The following is a 19,248-nucleotide window of genomic DNA, read 5'->3' on the forward strand; positions in this document are numbered from 1 at the left end:
CTTAGATCACCTTATCGTGGCGCAGAGCAATCAGCTCGTCAGTTGAGTAACCCAGCTCACTCAGAATTTCATCGGTATGCTCACCTAATAATGGTGAACGCGTCACATCAGTGGGGCTGTCAGACATCTTGATTGGATTACCTACAGTCAGGTACTTGCCACGAATTGGATGATCCACCTCAACCACAGTTCCGGTCGCACGCAATGCGGGCTCTTCAGCGATTTCTTTCATGGACAAAATTGGACCACATGGAATATCGTATTTATTCAAAATATCCATGACTTCAAACTTAGTCTTAGTCATGGTCCATTTTTCAATTTCACCAAAGATTTCCATCAAATGTGGGAGGCGAGCCATTGGGGATGCAAAACGCACATCCGTAATCCAATCTTCGCGACCAATCACTTTGCAGACCGCCTCCCAAACTGGCCCTTGCACGATAACGTACATATAGGAGTTTGGATCTGTTTCCCAGCCTTTACATTTCACAATCCAGCCTGGTTGACCACCACCAGAGGCGTTACCAGCACGGGGGACAGAGTCGCCAAACTCTCCGTTAGGGAATTGTGGGTACTCTTGCATCAAGCCGTTACGCTCCAAGCGTTGTTGATCACGCAGCTTCACGCGGCATAAATTCAATACGGCATCTTGCATCGCTGCTAATACTTTTTGACCGCGGCCAGAATGTGTACGCTGATAAAGGGCAGTCACGATACCCAAAGCTAAATGCAATCCAGTACCGCTGTCGCCAATCTGCGCACCAGTTACCATGGGAGGACCATCATCAAAACCTGTAGTCGATGCTGATCCGCCAGCGCACTGCGCTACGTTCTCATACACCTTACAGTCCTCGTAAGGGCCTGGGCCAAAACCTTTTACTGAGGCCATAATCATCATTGGATTGAGTTCTTGAATACGCTCCCAAGAAAAACCCATACGATCTAATGCGCCAGGAGCAAAGTTCTCAACCAGCACATCGCACTCTTTAATTAAGCGCTCCAGAATTTCCTTACCTTTTGGAGTTTTGGTATTCACAGTGATTGAGCGCTTGTTATGGTTCAACATTGTGAAATACAAACTATCCGCATCCGGGATATCGCGTAATTGGCCACGGGTAGCATCACCCTCACCAGATTTTTCTACTTTGATTACGTCTGCACCAAACCAAGCGAGTAGCTGAGTACAAGTAGGGCCAGATTGAACGTGCGTGAAGTCAAGAACTTTGACTCCCTCTAATGCTTTTGCCATGATTAAAGTCCTAATAAGAATAAAATTTTGAATTGGGGCAATTTTACCAGCGCCGGATTTTGGCGCAATACGGGTTGCCTATTTATTGGGCATCCTCGCTTTTAATGCCCGAGAATAGCTATTTGGCTGCAGACTTAGGGCTTTTTCAAGATCGAGCAAGGGCTCTTTGTTGCCGATAATGAATAAAAAAGGCGCCCACATGGAGCGCCTTTCAAGCTAAAACGAAAACGACTAATCGTTATTAAACCGCTTTTGCTGCGTGCAACTTAGCAATGTCATCAGCGCTATAGCCGAGGTCAGCCAGTACTTCATTCGTGTGCTCACCCAATACTGGTGATGGACCTACTTCGATTTCCAAATCGGAGAACTTGATTGGGCTACCAATAGTCAAATACTTACCACGTACTTTGTGATCCACTTCAACGATAGAGCCACTCTTACGCAAGTCAGGTGAATTAGCCAATTCTTTCATTGACAGAACTGGTGCGCAAGGAATGTCGAACTTGCGGAGGATGTCCACAGCTTCGTACTTGGTCTTATCCTTGAGCCACTCTTCGATTGTTGCGAAGATATCAAAAATCTTGTCCTGACGCGCTTCCGCAGTCATATACGCTGGATCAGTTGCCCACTCTGGCTTACCGATCGCACGAGTAATTGGCTCCCATGCATGACCTTGAATTGTGAAATAGATATAAGCGTTTGGATCTGTTTCCCAACCCTTACACTTCAACACCCAACCTGGCTGACCGCCACCACCAGCGTTACCGCCACGTGGAACTACGTCAGAGAATGTACCGTGCGGATACTGTGGGTACTCTTCAAGGTAACCAACTTTGTCCAAACGCTGTTGGTCACGCAACTTCACGCGGCACAAGTTCAATACAGCATCTTGCATTGAGCAAGATACTTTTTGACCCTTGCCAGTTTTTTGACGCTGCATCAATGCAGTCAAAATACCAATTGCCAAGTGCATACCAGTGTTGCTATCGCCCAAAGCAGCAGCAGAAACTGTTGGAGGACCATCCCAGAAGCCAGTTGTAGAAGCGGCGCCGCCAGCACACTGAGCAACGTTCTCGTAAACCTTTAAGTCTTCGTATGAGTGACCATCGCTAAAGCCTTTTACGGAAGCCATGATCATCTTTGGATTCAATTCCTGAATACGCGCCCAGCTAAAACCCATGCGATCCAAAGCGCCTGGACCAAAGTTTTCAACCATGACATCAGAAGTCTTGATCATCTTCTCTAAAACTTCTTTACCTTCTTGAGTCTTAGTATCCAAAGTCAAAGAACGCTTGTTACCGTTCAGCATTGTGAAATACAAAGCATCGGCACCTGGAATGTCGCGCAACTGGCTACGAGTGACGTCGCCAGAGCCTGGACGCTCAACTTTAATTACGTCAGCACCGTACCAAGCCAACAACTGAGTACATGCAGGACCAGCTTGTACGTGTGTGAAATCGATGATGCGAATACCGTCTAATGGTTTAGTCATGTTTGATTCTCCTTAAAGTATTGCTTATTTATTACTAAATTTAGTTCAAAAATATTACGTATTGATTACCGATAAATTAACTATGAATTACGCCTTACCCGCAGCAGTTGATGGATTCAAGTTAGTTAAACGTCCACTTTCTGTACCAGCAGTTTCATCAATCACAGCGTTGATCAAGGCAGGCTTGCCTTCAGCAATCGCTTTAGTCAATGCAGCCTCTAACTCCGCTGGGGTAGTCACGTAGTAACCAATACCACCAAACGCCTCAATCATTTTGTCGTAACGGGCATTTTTCACGAATACTGTTGGCGCTACATCTGCGCCGCCAGTAGGATTCACGTCAGTACCACGGTACACACCGTTGTTGTTAAACACTACTGTTGTGATTGGCAGGTTGTAACGGCAAATAGTTTCTAACTCCATACCGCTAAAACCAAATGCGCTATCGCCCTCAACCGCAACTGTAGGCAAGCCGCTCGTTACAGCAGCCCCAATGGCATAGCCCATACCGATACCCATAATGCCCCAAGTGCCAGAGTCAAAACGTTTACGTGGCTTGTACATATCAACGATTGCACGGCAATAGTCCAGCGTATTTGCACCTTCGTTTACCAGGTTCACATCTGGGTTTAACTTGATCACATCACGAATAGCACGCAAAGCACCATGGAAGTTCATTGGTGAAGCTTCTTTGGCTAATGTTTCAGCCATCTTCGCCATGTTCTTATCTTTTTTCTCGTTGATGGCGCTGATCCACTCGGAGGAAGGTTTTGGAACCGCAGCAATACCTTTTAAGAGCTCGCCAACAACAGAGCCGATATCACCAATCAATGGAGCATCGATCTGTACGTTGCTATCCACTTCGTTTGATTGAATATCGATCTGAATAAATTTCTTAGGATCTTTGCCCCATGTTTTACCCTTACCGTGCGCAAGCAACCAGTTCAAACGCGCACCAACCAACATCACTGCGTCAGCCTCAGCCAATACAAATGAACGTGCTGCAGAGGCAGATTGTGGGTGGTTGTCTGGCAATAAACCCTTAGCCATCGACATTGGTAAATATGGAATGCCAGACTTCTCAATCAATGCACGAATGTCAGCATCAGCTTGAGCATAAGCAGCGCCTTTACCCAACAAAATCAATGGACGCTTAGCACCCTTCAATACATTCAAGGCACGCTCAATTGCATCAGGCGCAGGGATTTGACGTGGAATTGGGTCGATTACCTTGAAGATTGATTTTTTAGCTTCTTCAACAGGCATTGTTTGAGCCAACAACTGTGCTGGCAAGTCAAGATACACACCGCCTGGGCGACCAGAAACAGCTGCACGAATTGCACGCGCAAAGCCGATACCGATGTCTTCAATATGATTAATACGGTATGCAGCTTTGCAATATGGCTTAGCTGCATTGAGCTGATCCATCTCTTCGTAGTCACCTTGTTGCAAGTCAACAATCTCACGCTCGCTTGAACCAGAAATCAAAATCATTGGGAAGCAGTTCACAGTGGCATTTGCCAATGCTGTTAATCCGTTCAAGAAACCTGGTGCAGAAACAGTCATGCAGATACCAGGCTTTTGAGTCATATAACCTGCAATCGCTGCAGCGTTACCAGCATGCTGCTCATGACGGAAACCAATGAAGCGCAAACCTTCAGCTTGAGCCAAGCGGCATAGGTCGGTAATTGGAATACCAACGAGACCAAAAATGGTGTCTAAGTCATTTGCTTTTAAAGCATCGATGACGAGATGAAAACCATCAGTGACTTGGGTATTTTGATTATCTGTTGTCATAGAAATTTATAGTTAATTACACCGCCCGAACGTAAAGTACGCTCGGTGCAATTTAGCTTTCGCTAACTGTCTCCAATTAAGTTATTAGTAGTGCCACGGGTAACAAAATCTCGCCCGTTAAGGCTGGTATGAATGTTAGGCTCTGGGATCGGGTTCATCATTGACTTCGGTCAATTTCCCCTGAAATCTAGAAACATCTAGGCCTGCTATTTAGACAAAGAGCTCTTTATGCTTTGTTTTAAGGCGGCTCAATGTCTCTGGGGAGAGATTAAGGTAAGCAGCCAGCTCTTTTTTGGGGAGCAACTCAAATAAGCCTTCGTATTTACGCAAAAACCGCTCTACCCGACCTGGTGCATCAAGCATATGCAGGGTGATGGTATGCGCCATGATCTCACTCATTAAGCGCATTACTTCAAACTCAAAGCTCTCTTTGATGGGCTTATGGGCATCTAGAAATTCAGCCCACTTCTTCAGGGGCATACGGGCAACTCGCGCCTTGGTAACCGAGGCAATGCTATACGGGGCAGCCGTCTTCAGACGCCAAGCTGCATAACTTGTTTCAATATCTTTTTCGATGGCGAATCGCAAAATCATTTCTTTTGCATCTGCACTAGAGACAATTCGCTTCAAAATCCCATCTAAAACAAAATATTGCTCCATCTGATGGTCACCTTGATGGAGCAGGATTTCTGATTTTTTAAGGTCTGAAATCACTAAATGACGCTCTAAATCAGCCATCGCTTCAGGATCCAGGCTTTTTAACACCGAGTTTTGGCTCAACTGCAAACGAATCAGGTTTTTTTCGGGGTGTTTGTCTAATGCTGTCATGAATCCTTGTTCCTAGAGGGTGCATTGTAGGCTTTTTTGACATTCAAAACGGTTTAAACCCTATTGATAGGATAGAATTGAATGGTCGTGGTGCTTTGTTGCAATGCAATAAAGTTAAACGGGAAACACTAAACGTGTGCTGCCCCCGCAACGGTAAGTAAATGCATCCTAACCTCGAGGTTAAGGTGTCAGGAGTCTGAATAAGCCACTGTGCGCGTCAATTGCATGGGAAGGCCAGATTCTGATGTTTACTAGCCCGGATACCGGCCAAGACAGGTGGAATTTTGCGGACGGGGACCTTCGCGCGCCGATGAAGCATCCCCTGCCAAGCTGGCATGGTGCCCAATTGACGCCTGAGCTCTCACAATCGAAATTCTGTTCGACCCAGCTTACGGGGAAGTTAGCTAGGTGATTCGAAGGCAGAAGGTTCATCATGAAACAGCAGTTCAGTAATAAGACGATACTCGCCCTACTTTGTGGCGCAGCAATCACACTCAGCACAACATCGTTCGGACAAAACTCACAGTCAACAGTCATTGTCTCGGGATCACGTTTTGAAGAAAACCTCAACGAAGTTCCAGCGAATGTTCAGGTAATCACCCGAGAGGAGATTGCAGAATCAACGTCTAGCAATATCCCTGATATTTTGTCCCAGATTGGCGGCTTGAATATTAGAAATACTGCTGGCGGGCAATTAAATCTGGGTGCCACAGTTGACATGGGTGGGTATGGACCAACAGCAAACAGCACGACCCTTATTCTGGTCGATGGTCAGAGAATTAATTCCATTGATTCGTCTAACGTATCTTGGGAGTCTATTCCGCTAGATTCAATTAATCGAATTGAAATTTTACGTGGAGGTGCAAGCGTTCAGTACGGTAACGGAGCCTTGGGAGGAGTTATCAACATCATAACCAATGGTGGGAGCAGAAATCTCAATCAAGCATCTACCAGCTTTGGAAGTTTTAACACCCTAGTAAATAATGCTATTTTAAGAAACACTTTTGACCAAACAACATTGCAATTAAGTGCCAATACTTCAAACACAAATGGTTGGCGGCAGAATTCAGCTGCAAATGCATATGCATTTGATGCAAAGGTAACTCAATCCCTTGGCGGAAAAGATAGCGTTTATGCTGATGTTTTTTACAGCTACTCAAACCAACAAATGCCAGGAGGAACTCTAGGGCAAGTTGGTCAAGGGAATCCACAGCTTGCCAAATTCAATAATATTGGATCAGGAAATACCGTCAGCAATACTGGCTTTAGAGTTGGTATAGCCAAAGAATTAAACAACATTTTTAATCTCGAGGTGGATGCTTTTTATAGCAACAAAGCTACTTTTTTTAACCAGCCGTATTACTCTTCTACTGCATCAGGCGTTGGCAGTTCTCCGACTATTAGCCCATCTTTTACTAACTATGATGGATGGCAAGCTAACTTCACCCCCCGCATTAAGGCCAACTTTGGCTCATTGGGAACGGGTGTTGTGGGGTATGAATTTAATAAAGCAAATCAGTCATCAGATAGCACTTATAGTGCGGTAATGAATGCAGTTGCTCCTGATCAATACGCTGTAGTAAGCCCGTTGGCAAGCTCGACGAATGCAAGTCTTTATAACCAATCGGTATATTTCATTGGAAAACTCCCTGTAACTCGTGACGTTAACTTGGATGGGGGTTATAGATATCAAACGCAAAGCGCCAGCGCAAATGGAGTGAGCATTTGGTATGGCTCTACTAATTCCAATCCAAACCAAACCTATTCTGCAAATGCCGGGGATCTAGCATTAAATTTCAGGTACCTTGATGGGCAACGAATTTACCTAAAATGGAATCAATCCTATCGCTTTCCAAATGTGGATGAATTTTGGGGTTGGTCTAGCGCTGGGGGAAGTCCAAGCTTTGGCGGAATTTTACGACCCCAAACTGCGCAAACATATGAGTTTGGAGGAAATTGGCAATTACTCAAAACCAATTTGACTGCCTCAGTTTTCACCTCAGTTTCACAAAACGAGATCTTATATAACCCCGCCACCTACATTAACTCTAATTCGCCATATGAAATCAACAGAAACGGTGCGAACTTAAATTTTCTTTCCGCTATGACTTCTCAACTTTCTATCGGTGGTGGCGGTACAGTACAGAATGCTTTTTATGCTAACGGGCCTTATCAAAATCAGGCCATTGCACAAGTACCGAACTTATTGCTCAATGCAAGGGCGATTTATGTACTAAACAGTAATTGGTCACTTGGTGGCGTAATGAATTATGTAAGCAATCAACGTTATGATGCTGCCCCAGCCTACTATAGCAGTCTTAACGTCATGCCATCCTACACAGTTGGCGATGTGTATGCGAACTATAAGACGGGTAGCTGGGAAACTCGTTTAACTGTAAAGAACATTGGTAATGCGCAATACTCAACATACGGAGGCTATGGCTACGTTCAGTTGCCAAGTAACAGCAGCAGTAATAGTTATTACTACTATGCCAATGATCCCAGATCAATTTATATCAGCGGTAAATATACTTTTTAATCAACTTAAAGAGTAAAAAATAAAAAATGCAGCTATCAACTCGCCCACGCTGTTTATCAAACGTGGTTACTTTATTTTTGATTGGCTTCTCTTTAGCAGTATTCGCTGAAAGTATTTCGGTTACCGATGACAGTGGTATCGCAGTGTCATTGAACAAGCCACCTGAGCGTGTTGTTAGTCTTTTACCGTCTTTAACAGAATCTGTTTGTGCGTTAGGCAAGTGTTCCACCTTAATTGGAATTGATCGCTTTTCCAATTGGCCCAAATCGATTGAAAACTTACCCAAATTGGGAGGTATGAGTGATATTAATATTGAACGCATTGTTCAACTCAAACCTGATGTTGTATTACTAGAGAAAGCTTCACCTGTAATTGCGCGACTAAATGGATTAGGTATTAAAACTTTTGCGTTTGATATTAAATCTATGGGCGATGAGCAACGCGCTCTTCAAAAGCTAGATAGTCTTCTAGGAACTTCTGAGGGTGCCCGGGTTTGGAATCAGATTCAGCAACAAATCACTCGCGCCAATAAAAAACTCCTATCAAGAGATAAAAAAATTAGCGTTTACTTCGAAGTAAATTCCGCACCCTTTGCAGCTGGAAGAAACTCATTCATCGGAGACATTCTGACTCGCTTAGGCCTGGTAAATATTATTCCCGAGTCTTTGGGGCCTTTTCCTAAAATCAATCCGGAGTTTGTTGTTCAATCAAATCCCGAAATCATTCTGCTAAGCACGTCCACTCTCTTAGATATCCAGAATCGTCCGGGATGGAAATCGATACCTGCAGTAGCAAAAAATCGCGTCTGTATTTTTACGGCCGATCAAAATGATGTCTTAGTTCGCCCTGGACCCCGAATGGGGGAGGCTGCGCTGATTATTTCTGAGTGCATTCAAGAGAAGATGTCATCATCTCGATAATGAAAAATAATCACTTTCAAGGCAAGCTCACCGGCCTCATTGCTCTTAGCCTTTTGCTGATCTCACTAGGAACCATTCTTGGTAGCAGTGGCATGAATTGGAATTTTTCTCATACCGATCCAGCAATCTTGTTTGATATCCGGCTACCTCGTTCACTTGGTGCTTTTTTCGCTGGGGCCTTATTAGGACTTGCAGGCGGTATTGCCCAAAGCCTCTTTCGCAATCCCTTAGCTGATCCTTATTTATTGGGTAGTGCATCCGGAGCATTACTTGGGGTTGCTGGCATCCTTTGCTTCGGCTATCTTGGTAGCACTTGGTTGGAAATGATTGGTTTGAATGGTGGCGCATTTATTGGCGCTCTATTTGGCGTGTTGGCATCCCTACTCTTGGCAGGTGGATATCAAAGCTCCTTACGACTCTTGCTATCCGGAGTGGTTATTAGCGTGATCTTGGGAGCGGCAAACTCTTTATTCACATTCATTCGCCCTGACCTATTTCAAAGCATTCAATCCTTTATGTTGGGCAACACCACACTGTTGAGTTGGTCTGGTGTCGAAATCATGGCCATCGCTTTAGTGCTTTGCCTACTTGTCACCCTCATCATTAGCCCTGTACTCGATGCGCTATCACTAGGTGAAAATACAGCTCGTACTTTAGGCTTACCTCTAGATCAGTTGCGCCTAGTATTGATTGGCATTCTGGCTCTTGCAACTGGGTGCGCTGTTGCTCAAACCGGCTTGATTGCTTTTGTTGGATTAGCGGCTCCGCACTTGGTTAGAAAGTTTTCTGGCGGACGGCAACGAGTACAGCTTGTATTCTCCTGTTTAGGTGGCGGAATCTTGTTACTTACTTCAGATCTGATTGCGCGCACCCTCTTTGCTCCAATTGAAATTCCGGTTGGCCTTGTCACTGCAGTCTTGGGTGGCCTCTATTTGCTGATACTACTAAGAAGAACATCTCTTGGAGGGCGCCCGTGAAAACCCACCAGCTCAATGTATATAGAGGTCCATGCGCCATTCTCTCTAATTTAAATTTAGATATTCCACAGGGAAAATGGACCAGTGTTATTGGGCCTAATGGCGCAGGTAAGTCATCCCTCTTACAAGCGATAACTGGCTTACTCAAGTGGGATGGCTCAATAACCATTGACGGTGTAGATATATCTGCATTTACTAAAAAAGATCTTGCTAAAAAAATAGCTTGGCTTGATCAGGGCTCGAGCACTCCAGATGAACTAGGTAACTCGCTCAGCGTCTATGAGGTCGTCATGTTAGGGCGACTACCTCATCAAGGCTGGCTAGATTTATCCTCTGAAACTGATCATCTATTGGTCGAGCAGGCCTTGAAGCAGAGCGATGCTTGGCATTTACGCCAACGCCCTCTCCAGCAACTATCCGGAGGCGAGCGTCAACGAATCTTATTGGCGCGCCTGCTTGCTGTGGATTCCGATATTCTTCTAATGGATGAACCTCTCGCCAACTTGGACCCCCCTCATCAAGCCGATTTTTTGCAATGGCAAGGCCATTTACTGGGGCAAGGTAAAACCTTGGTAACCGTTTTGCATGAGATTCATTTTGCACTCCGGGCTGACTATCTGATCATGCTCAATAAAGGCAAACTGCATTTTCAAGGATCCAGTCAGGATCCTGCAACCCATCAAGCCCTGATTGCCCTATTTGATGGCCGTATTCGATTAGAAAAGCTTGGTGGAGATTGGATAGCTTTACCCAACTAAGCCCAAAATCGGGGGTTCCACAAAGCAATTCCCTAAGGCTACAATGCTTAAATGACCGAGCACACTCCTCACGTCCCAAGTGACTCAACTGAATCTGATCCGATAGCCGTATCTCTGCAACGGCTAGCCGGAAAAATTCAGCTGATTTCTGATGCCGTAAAAGTACTGCATCAGGATCGCATTCAACTTGAGACTAAGATTGAGGATGCACAAAAACGAGTTCAGCATATTTTAAGTCGCCTGCCAGAGCAGAGTGATGGCCGTCAATTGAACTTGCTCAGCGAGCCTGTGACACCAACTAATCCAGAGGATGACAATGAGCCAACAACGCATTGAAGTAACCCTCGCCGGTCAAAAAATTACTTTAGCCACGAGCACTGAACATGAGCCACTACTTCGTGCAGCCTGCACATTAGTTGATGAGCAAATTCAGCTAGCAATTAATGGTGGTAACCGTAGCATTGAACGTGCCAGCATGATGGCCGCACTAAAGATTGCAGGCGACCTCATTAAGCTACAAACTGCATCTCAACTTGCTTCCGCACAGAGCATTTCATCCAACTCCAATTCAGAAGAGATTACTCGACTCCAAAATGAAATTTATGCTCTGGAAGATCAAGTAGATGCCCTGATGCAAACCCTTTCCCTGCCTGGTTCGCCAAGGCCAATAGTTCCTTGAACCGATGCGCAAGCATCAGGAACGATCTTTACACTGCGGGCGTGAGCGTTTCGAATTTTCACAGTGGCAGCTTCGCGCTGTTCACTCCCTGAACTTCTTAATGCACCCGAAACAGAGTAGCCGTTCCACCTTGAACCTTAGGGTTCAGGATGACGGCCTAGCGGCTAAGGCGGGGAATTCATGTCAATAGCCGATATCGCCATGCTGATGTTATGTGGAAGCATATCGGGCTTCCTAGCAGGCCTCTTAGGCATTGGGGGCGGCATGATTTTGGTCCCATTCATGATTGTGGTTTTTAATCATCTAGGGTTTGGCCAAAACATCATCGTACATATGGCTATTGCAACTGGCATGGCTACTATCCTCTTCACCACTACTTCAGCTATTTGGGCGCATCACAAACACAACTCTATTGATTGGAAGTTAGTTGCAGCACTTAGTCCTGGTCTAGTCATTGGTAGTTTGGTTGGTGGTAGTGAGATTTTTGAGGCAATCAATACTTCTTGGTTATCTCTTTTCTTTGCCATTTTTATTGTCTACACCTCAATTCAAATGATCATCAATAAAAAACCTTCGGCCGGGCGAGAATTACCCGGTGCCGTTGGTCTTTTCTCATTTGGAGCACTAACGGGTGTCATTGCGAGCTTAGTAGGTGCAGGCGGGGCATTTATCACAGTGCCATTTATGCTTTGGTGCAACGTCAAACCACATACTGCGATGGCCAGTTCTTCAGGCTTAGGATTTCCGATTGCAGCCGCAGCAACGATCGGTTACATGTATGGAAGTTGGGGCAACCCTAACCTTCCCGAAGGTTCACTTGGATTTGTTTACGTTCCAGCGGTACTCTGCATTGTGGCGGTAAGTATATTTACCGCCCCACTGGGCGCAAAGATGGCCAGAAAACTCAATGTAGCTCAACTCAAACGCATCTTTGGTGTCATGCTCTTTATGCTTGCAGCATTCATGTTTAATGAAAGCCGCAAGGCATTTGGTTTGTAAGAGACTCTCTTACCGCTCTTAGTTAGTGTATTGCTGACGCAGAATATTCTTCTGAACCTTGCCCATTGCGTTACGAGGTAAGTCAGAAACAATCTCTAAACGCTTTGGAATCTTAAAATTGGCAATTTGTGTTTTTAGTGTTGCGATCATGGCATGCGCGTCCAGCTTGACGCCTGCTTTTGGGACCACTACCGCCATCACCGCTTCACCAAAATCAGGATGCGGAATACCAATCACAGCGCTCTCATCTACACCATCCATATCATCGATAAAACTTTCGATCTCTTTTGGATAGACGTTATAACCACCAGAAATGATTAAATCCTTGCTGCGACCAACGATACAGAGGTAATCCTTGGGTGCTTTTCCACCATTAGCATCACCACCCCAGCGACCAACGTCACCAGTCTTAAACCAGCCGTCTTTAGTAAATTCTTCGGCAGTTTTTTCTGGCATGCGCCAGTAGCCCTTAAATACATTTGAGCCCTTTACTTGAATGCTACCGATTTCATCAAGGCCGCAAGGCTTATTGTCTTCATTCACTACACGTACTTTGACGCCAGGTAGAGGTAAGCCAACCGACCCGCCTACGCGATTACCTTTGTGTGGATTAGAAACAAGCATCACGGTTTCACTCATGCCATAGCGCTCAAGAATTGGCTGGCCAATGACTTCTTTGAAAGAATTAAATGTTTCCGTCAGCAATGGCGCAGAGCCCGACACAAACAGACGCATATTACGCGCAACACTCTTATTAAAGTTTTTATCCGCAAGTAGGCGTACATAGAAAGTAGGCACACCCATCATCACAGTCGAATTTGGCATGTGATGAATCAGTTGCGCAGTGTCCAAACGTGGCAACCAAATCATTTTGCTGCCGTTAATTAATGCTCCATGCGCAGCCACAAATAATCCATGTACGTGGAAGATTGGAAGGGCATGTAATAAGACATCGCCTTTTTTCCAACCCCAAAACTTCTGCAACACTTGCGCATTACTTCCCAAGTTCTTGTGGGTCAGCATTGCGCCCTTGCTGCGACCGGTTGTGCCGGAGGTATACAAGATAGCCGCTAAATCATCATCCTTTACAGCAACAGTTTTGAACTGATCACTTTGACCAGCAGAACGCTCAAGCAAAGTGCCCTTACGGTCTTCATCCAGAGTAAAGACATGCTTAGTACCTGCTTTAAAAGCCACCTTAGATACCCAGGAGAAGTTTTTGCTGCTACAGACAACTACCGCAGGCTCAGCATTCTCTAGAAAGTATTGAATCTCCGCCGCTTGATAGGCAGTATTCAGAGGCAGATAAACATAGCCTGCTTTTACAGTTGCTAGATACAGAAAGAGGGCCTCAGGTGACTTTTCAACCTGAACAGCAATACGAGACCCTGCCGGTAATTTGAGGCTCTTCAGTAGGTTTGCCATCTTGGAAGTAGCGCGCTCCAGATCACTCCAGGAGTAGTACAAACCATCATGCGTTTCCAATGCACAAGTCTGCTTATCTTTTGGAAAACCTGTTTCCAACAAGGAATATAAATTCATTCGAGCCTTAAAAAACCAAACAATTAAAACAAGTATTAATTAATCTAACGTAGCACCAGATTTCTTAACCACACCAGACCAACGTGCTACGTCGGCACGAACCTGCCTGCCGAAAGCTTCACCATACAAATTAGGCGTATCGGAACCGTTCTTTTCCCAGATCGATTTGAGCTTCGGTGTATTCAAAGCCTTTTGTACTTCAACGATCATTTTGTCTACGATCGGTTTAGGAGTGCCGGCTGGAGCAAAAATAGAGTACCAAGTAGATACTTCATAGTCAGGCAAGCCAGCTTCCTTAAAAGTAGGCACGTTCGGAATCGCAGTTGAGCGCTTATTGGATGCCACGGCAATTGCTACTAACTTACCGGCATTAATTTGTGGGGCTGAAGTAGCAAGGCCATCAAACTCCAAGTCAATCTGACCAGCTAATAAATCATTCATTGCTGGGCCAGCACCACGATATGGAATATGGGTAATGAAAGTACCTGTTTGAATCTTAAATAATTCACCAGCTAGGTGATGAACTGTGCCACTACCCGCGCTAGCAAAATTATATTTACCTGGATTCTTTTTCATGAGCTCAATGAACTCTTTAGCATTGCGCGCACTCACGCGCTGTGGGTTCACTACCAATACTTGAGGAACGTTCGCCAACATAGCAACTGGAATAAAGCTCTTCTCGATGTCGTAATCTAAGTTTTTATACATCGAAGGTGCAATGGTGTGGTGGGTAGCACCGATGAACCAGGTGTAACCATCTGGAGCAGCCTTAGCGGCAACTGAGGCACCAACGGTACCGCCTGCGCCACCGCGGTTATCAATAATGACTTGCTTACCTAATTGCTCTGTTAACTGCGCAGCCAAAGGTCTTGCAAAAGCATCGGTTCCGCCACCAGCTGGGAATGGATTTAAGAATGTGATCTGCTTAGCCGGCCACTCTTGTGCAAACACTGTAAGTGGGGCGGCACAGACTAAAAAAGCTGCCTTCTTAAGCATGCCCAAAGAAAATGCTGACTTGTTTTTTTGATTAAACATTTTGTCTCCTTTTGTATCAATCTTATGATTGACTTCATAGTTATAAATACAGCGCCCATTTTAAGGGCACTTAAGGCCTACTGCAAAAGTCCATACAAGGGAAAACACTAGGGGACCATGAGGCGGCCTACAGCCCTGGAATACACGATTTCACCATTAGCAAAGCGCTCATGGTTGTCCTCCACGCTTCCTAGGTCATACAGGTAGTTGACCATCAAACCTGCGGATTGACGTAGCCCTTTGCGCGATAGATCGCCTGCCCAATTCACCAGATGCAATTTGGCACCATTACCCAAATGAAACTTGGCCACTGGGTTGCCATCGCGCCCAGTAGAGGCCAGCCCTAAATACATGCTCGCCAAGCTCAATAAAGCTGCTTTTTCTTTCTCTGAGGCTAGATCGGGGTGCCACCCGCCCGCCAATCGCTCAGCCCAAGACTGGCTCTCGAGTCCCAGTACTTCCAAAGCAGCATCTCGCGCCACCTTAAGGTTCGGCTTCAATCTATCGGCCGGCACGCCGTCACCTAAATTCGCACCAGCAGCCACCCAATCCATAAACCCTGGAATAGGCGACAAAGTCACAAAGGTTTTTATACTGGGAAACTCTGCATGCAATTGCTCGGCTACCCGCTTAATTAAAAAGTTACCCATCGATACACCGCGAAGTCCAAACTCGCAATTACTGATCGAATAAAAAACGGCGACTTTATATTGAGATGCCTGATCTACTGTTTCTGCTTTTTTATCAACCAAAGGCGTGATCACCGTTGGAATCTCGGGTAGGAGCGCGACCTCCACAAAAATGAGGGGCTCACTTGGAAGTTGTGGATGAAAGAAGGCAAAGCAACGACGGTCAGGCTGCAGGCGACGACGCAGGTCATCCCAGCCATCAATCGCGTGAACGGCCTCATGTTGAATCAGCTTCTCAAGCACCTCAGCAGGGGACTTCCAGTCTACCTGGTGCATCTTCAGAAATCCCGGATTAAACCAAGAAGACAATAAGTGACGCATATCGAAATCTACGGCAGCCAACTCAGGCTTTTTATCTAGTAGCTGCAATAAATCACGGCGCATTTGCACTACAGCTGCAGTACCCTGACTGGCACGATTTAAGCGGCGGAAGAATTCTTGGCGAGGAGACTCGGAAACTTTTTGCAACTGGATGTAATTGCGTGCGCTAGAGTCAGCTACAAAATTTTGCGCCGCTTTCAGAACTGCATCAGCTTGAGGGTTGAGCTTCTCAAATAGAAAGGTAAAGAATGAGACGTATTGATCTTTTGATAGCTTACGGTAATTATTAACTACATCGTCCGCCATGCTGAGCGCATTGGATTCTCCTCGCTCCGATATCAGGCGCTTGATAGCGTTATTTGCCTTAGACAAATTTCGAGCTTTAGTTAGCTTTTCCAGCATGAATTACTTTCGATTGGTATGGAAATGGTCTGAAATTAGGCGGAATCAGTGAAAGTTCAATGCTTTTCCGAGGAATCCGGTTAATTTCGAAAAATTAACTACAAAAGGCCTAGAAAATCGGATTTTTAACTACTGATAAGCGCCTGTTTTCGTATTTACTCTCACTATAAGGTAAATTCCGAAAATGATCATAGGCACAGAAAGCCACTGACCCATCGAGAGACCAAGACCCAGGAGCCCCAAGAAGGCGTCTGGCTCTCGAGCAAACTCCGCCAAGAAACGGCAAACACCGTAACCCAACAAAAATAAGCCTGAAATCTGCCCTACCCTACGCGGCTTACTGGAGTAAATCCAGAGAATGATGCCCAGGCAAATGCCCTCACCAAGAAACTGGTAAATCTGGGAGGGATGACGGGGAATAGTGTCAACTATTGGAAAAACCATAGCCCAAGGTAAGTCTGTCGGCCTTCCCCACAACTCGCCATTAATAAAGTTACCTAAGCGGCCAAACGCTAAGCCAAATGGAACTAATGGCGCAACTAAATCACTCACCACAAAGAATGAAACCTTGCGACGATAAGCAAACCAGAGCAAAGCAAGCAACACACCTAGGAGCCCGCCATGAAAAGACATACCGCCTTCCCAAATCTTGAAAATACTCAAAGGGTTTGCAAAGTAGTAGCCTGGCATATAAAACAGGGTGTAACCCAAACGTCCACCAAGCACTACGCCTAAAACACCAACAAATAAAAGATCCTCTAGATCTTTATATGACCACCCTAGAGATTGGTATCTCGGCGCGCGTATGCGCAAACGACCCAGCAATAAAAATTGAGCAAACGCCAAGAGATACATCAAGCCATACCAGTGAATGGCAAATGAGCCAATGCGAATTACGGCAGGATCAAATTCGGGATGAATCAACATGTTATGTGACGCAAAATAATCAAGCTTTAGATTGATCGAAGTTATGCAACTCATGACCTAAGTCACGATATGCTTTATAGCGCTCACGACCAGCAAGGCGCTCCGCTTCATCAATAGTCACAACCTCAACGATGCGAGGGAAGCGGGCAAGCAAACCTGGAACGTCAGAAGGCATACGCATGCCCAAATGAATCAATACATCTGCATGGGGAAGATGGGATAAAGCAGGTGACAGAAAATCATCTGCCAGCAAAATGGGTGTATCAATTGCCACCTCATCTTCAATCAAGCAATGGGGCAAAAAATCTGTCGCACTAAATGCCCACAGTAATTCATCTAACTTTTTGAGAGCCGCTTTCTCGCCCACCATCACAATATTGCGAACAGGCTCACCAACGGGGGTAGCACTCCAGATCTTGCGTGCTAAGCGACAAGCGTATTCCAGCTTATCGCTAACATTGCTATGAAAATCAATCCGAGCCATGAATTACTTTTGCTCTAGCAAGTAATTTACAAGCAAGGGAACTGGGCGCCCAGTAGAACCTTTCGCGGCGCCACTCTTCCATGCAGTACCTGCGATATCTAAGTGAGCCCATTTATATTTCTCGGTGAAGCGCGATAAGAAACAGGCTGCAGTCACGCTCCCTGCGGGACGTCCACCTATGTTAGCCACATCTGCAAAGTTCGATTTCAACTGCTCGTGATAAGCAGCATCCAACGGCAAACGCCACACAGTATCTAAAGAGGCATGACCTGCCTTCGTGAGTGAACTGACTAATCCCTCATCATCAGAGAAAACGCCGCTATGTACATGACCCAATGCAATGATGCAGGCGCCAGTTAAGGTGGCTACATCAATTACCGCTTTAGGCTTAAAGCGCTCAACATAAGTTAAGGCATCACACAGGATCAAGCGTCCTTCAGCGTCGGTATTGAGAATCTCAATCGTTTGCCCCGACATACTCTTTACAATATCGCCAGGGCGAGTGGCGTTACCGGAAGGCATATTTTCACAAGTCGGAATCACGCCAATGACATTCTTTTTCAACTTCATCAAAGCTGTAGCGTACATCGTGCCAATGACAGATGCAGCGCCGCACATGTCGTACTTCATTTCATCCATCGCCTCACCAGGCTTAAGAGAAATACCGCCAGTGTCAAAAGTAATACCCTTGCCCACCAACACAATTGGAGCCTCTCCTACTTTGCCACCCAGGTGACGCATCACAATAAATTGTGGCGGCGTATCAGAACCTTGGGCAACAGATAAAAATGAACCCATACCTAAGGCTTCAATTTGCTTGCGACCTAAAACCTCAACCTTTAAGCCAGCCTTCTTACTTAAGCCTTGCGCCGCCTTACCCAAATAAGTTGGCGTACAAATATTGGGAGGCAAGTTACCTAAATCTTTAGCTAAGTTCATACCCTCAACCATTGCAGCAGCCTCTGGAACTGCAGCCTTGAGCTCTTTAGCGCAAGCATCATTTCCTGCAAATGTGAGATGGTTAAAAGTATCTGCTTTATCTTTGACCTTGAACTTCATCGCCGGTTGGCGAACCCCAAAGCGATACGCCTGATCACCAGCATACTGAATGGTCAAGCGGACTTCTTCGGCAATGAACTCTGCGCGATGGCCCAAAGCGAAACTTGGAATAAACCACAAAGCACTTTGGATGGAGCCGCCGCTGAGTTGCTTCAATGCGGCGCGCGCAATTTTTGAATATGAGCTCAAACTTCGTGCGCTAGAGGGAGTAATGTCACCCAAAGAAACCAAAAGAATGCGTTTTACTTTCACTCCAGATGAGACCCAAGATTTTTCAGCACGAATCACACAGGTCGAGGCCTGCTGAGCATCAAGGTCACCAACGAGATTGGCGTGGGTAACAGAACCACCAAGCAGACGATCCAACTCGACTAAAAGTCCAGATTTGGATTTGGCGTTCGCTAAAGCATCTAAGTCCGCCTTTGAGTAGGCTAAAACCAAACAGTCGGAGCTCTGCGCCACTAAAGTGGCAAGGCCTGCTTTCAGCTGCTTAGGGTTATTCAGATCAGCTTGCGTGAAAATCTTGGTGCTAAATTGGATAGTCATCATGT

At 45.6% G+C, this 19,248-nt stretch carries 16 protein-coding genes, 1 other RNA gene, 1 pseudogene and 1 riboswitch; of the genes and pseudogenes, 8 read left to right on the forward strand and 10 right to left on the reverse strand.

Annotated elements, in window-relative coordinates; all coding sequences use genetic code 11:
- Nucleotide 1: 1 nt before the first annotated feature.
- The 4 genes from frc (ICN26_RS01570) to ICN26_RS01585 all read right to left on the reverse strand — a co-directional run bounded on the left by frc (ICN26_RS01570) (nt 2) and on the right by ICN26_RS01585 (nt 5,366).
- Nucleotides 2–1,249 (reverse strand): formyl-CoA transferase, encoded by a 1,248-nt coding sequence (gene frc, locus ICN26_RS01570; protein ID WP_046329773.1) that lies wholly within the window; start codon nt 1,247–1,249, stop codon nt 2–4.
- 241 nt (nt 1,250–1,490) lie between these two features.
- Complete coding sequence (gene frc / locus ICN26_RS01575; RefSeq protein WP_216266312.1) at nt 1,491–2,741, reverse strand: formyl-CoA transferase; 1,251 nt, start codon at nt 2,739–2,741, stop codon at nt 1,491–1,493.
- Nucleotides 2,742–2,828: 87 nt separating this feature from the next.
- Complete coding sequence (gene oxc / locus ICN26_RS01580; RefSeq protein ID WP_216266314.1) at nt 2,829–4,538, reverse strand: oxalyl-CoA decarboxylase; 1,710 nt, start codon at nt 4,536–4,538, stop codon at nt 2,829–2,831.
- Nucleotides 4,539–4,748: 210 nt separating this feature from the next.
- Nucleotides 4,749–5,366 carry a Crp/Fnr family transcriptional regulator gene (locus ICN26_RS01585; protein WP_216266316.1) on the reverse strand — a complete coding sequence of 206 codons (618 nt, stop codon included), beginning with the start codon at nt 5,364–5,366 and terminating at the stop codon, nt 4,749–4,751.
- 71 nt (nt 5,367–5,437) lie between these two features.
- Nucleotides 5,438–5,652: riboswitch (cobalamin riboswitch) on the forward strand.
- Nucleotides 5,653–5,799: 147 nt separating this feature from the next.
- Between ICN26_RS01585 and ICN26_RS01590 the strand changes: the two genes are divergently transcribed.
- The 8 genes and pseudogenes from ICN26_RS01590 to ICN26_RS01625 all read left to right on the forward strand — a co-directional run bounded on the left by ICN26_RS01590 (nt 5,800) and on the right by ICN26_RS01625 (nt 12,238).
- Entirely contained in the window at nt 5,800–7,905 is a 2,106-nt protein-coding gene (locus tag ICN26_RS01590; protein WP_216266318.1) for a TonB-dependent receptor, read from the forward strand.
- A gap of 26 nt (nt 7,906–7,931) precedes the next feature.
- Nucleotides 7,932–8,825 carry an ABC transporter substrate-binding protein gene (locus ICN26_RS01595; protein ID WP_216266320.1) on the forward strand — a complete coding sequence of 298 codons (894 nt, stop codon included), beginning with the start codon at nt 7,932–7,934 and terminating at the stop codon, nt 8,823–8,825.
- Entirely contained in the window at nt 8,825–9,802 is a 978-nt protein-coding gene (locus tag ICN26_RS01600) for a FecCD family ABC transporter permease (RefSeq protein WP_216266321.1), read from the forward strand. Before ICN26_RS01595 ends, ICN26_RS01600 begins: the two co-directional genes overlap by 1 nt.
- A complete protein-coding gene (locus ICN26_RS01605) occupies nt 9,799–10,560 on the forward strand; it encodes an ABC transporter ATP-binding protein (protein ID WP_216266323.1) in 762 nt (253 codons plus the stop codon). Before ICN26_RS01600 ends, ICN26_RS01605 begins: the two co-directional genes overlap by 4 nt.
- 51 nt (nt 10,561–10,611) lie before the next feature.
- The gene (locus tag ICN26_RS01610; protein ID WP_216266326.1) at nt 10,612–10,896 is read left to right on the forward strand and encodes a hypothetical protein; all 285 of its coding nucleotides are present in this window, start codon (nt 10,612–10,614) and stop codon (nt 10,894–10,896) included.
- Nucleotides 10,877–11,101, forward strand: a pseudogene (locus ICN26_RS11060) (cell division protein ZapA); the annotation flags it as partial. The gene ICN26_RS01610 and the pseudogene ICN26_RS11060, both read left to right, overlap by 20 nt.
- A 99-nt stretch (nt 11,102–11,200) precedes the next feature.
- Nucleotides 11,201–11,419, forward strand: a non-coding RNA gene (gene ssrS / locus ICN26_RS01620) — 6S RNA.
- Nucleotides 11,420–12,238 (forward strand): sulfite exporter TauE/SafE family protein, encoded by an 819-nt coding sequence (locus ICN26_RS01625; RefSeq protein ID WP_216266327.1) that lies wholly within the window; start codon nt 11,420–11,422, stop codon nt 12,236–12,238.
- Between the two features lie 18 nt (nt 12,239–12,256).
- Here ICN26_RS01625 and ICN26_RS01630 read toward each other — a convergent pair whose 3' ends face one another.
- The 6 genes from ICN26_RS01630 to ICN26_RS01655 form a co-directional block, all read right to left on the reverse strand.
- Nucleotides 12,257–13,780 carry a malonate--CoA ligase gene (locus tag ICN26_RS01630; RefSeq protein WP_216266329.1) on the reverse strand — a complete coding sequence of 508 codons (1,524 nt, stop codon included), beginning with the start codon at nt 13,778–13,780 and terminating at the stop codon, nt 12,257–12,259.
- 39 nt (nt 13,781–13,819) lie between these two features.
- Nucleotides 13,820–14,815: a Bug family tripartite tricarboxylate transporter substrate binding protein gene (locus ICN26_RS01635; protein ID WP_216266331.1), complete on the reverse strand. Its 996-nt coding sequence runs from the start codon at nt 14,813–14,815 to the stop codon at nt 13,820–13,822.
- A 107-nt stretch (nt 14,816–14,922) separates the two neighbouring features.
- Nucleotides 14,923–16,227, reverse strand: coding sequence for a malonyl-CoA decarboxylase (locus ICN26_RS01640; RefSeq protein WP_216266333.1), 1,305 nt, complete (start codon nt 16,225–16,227; stop codon nt 14,923–14,925).
- A gap of 129 nt (nt 16,228–16,356) precedes the next feature.
- Complete coding sequence (gene lgt / locus ICN26_RS01645; protein WP_216266335.1) at nt 16,357–17,154, reverse strand: prolipoprotein diacylglyceryl transferase; 798 nt, start codon at nt 17,152–17,154, stop codon at nt 16,357–16,359.
- A gap of 19 nt (nt 17,155–17,173) precedes the next feature.
- Complete coding sequence (locus ICN26_RS01650; RefSeq protein ID WP_216266337.1) at nt 17,174–17,638, reverse strand: DNA polymerase III subunit chi; 465 nt, start codon at nt 17,636–17,638, stop codon at nt 17,174–17,176.
- 3 nt (nt 17,639–17,641) lie between these two features.
- The gene (locus ICN26_RS01655; RefSeq protein WP_439650719.1) at nt 17,642–19,237 is read right to left on the reverse strand and encodes a leucyl aminopeptidase; all 1,596 of its coding nucleotides are present in this window, start codon (nt 19,235–19,237) and stop codon (nt 17,642–17,644) included.
- Nucleotides 19,238–19,248: the final 11 nt, after the last annotated feature.

It is taken from the genome of Polynucleobacter hallstattensis (assembly GCF_018881835.1).
Lineage (GTDB): Bacteria > Pseudomonadota > Gammaproteobacteria > Burkholderiales > Burkholderiaceae > Polynucleobacter > Polynucleobacter hallstattensis.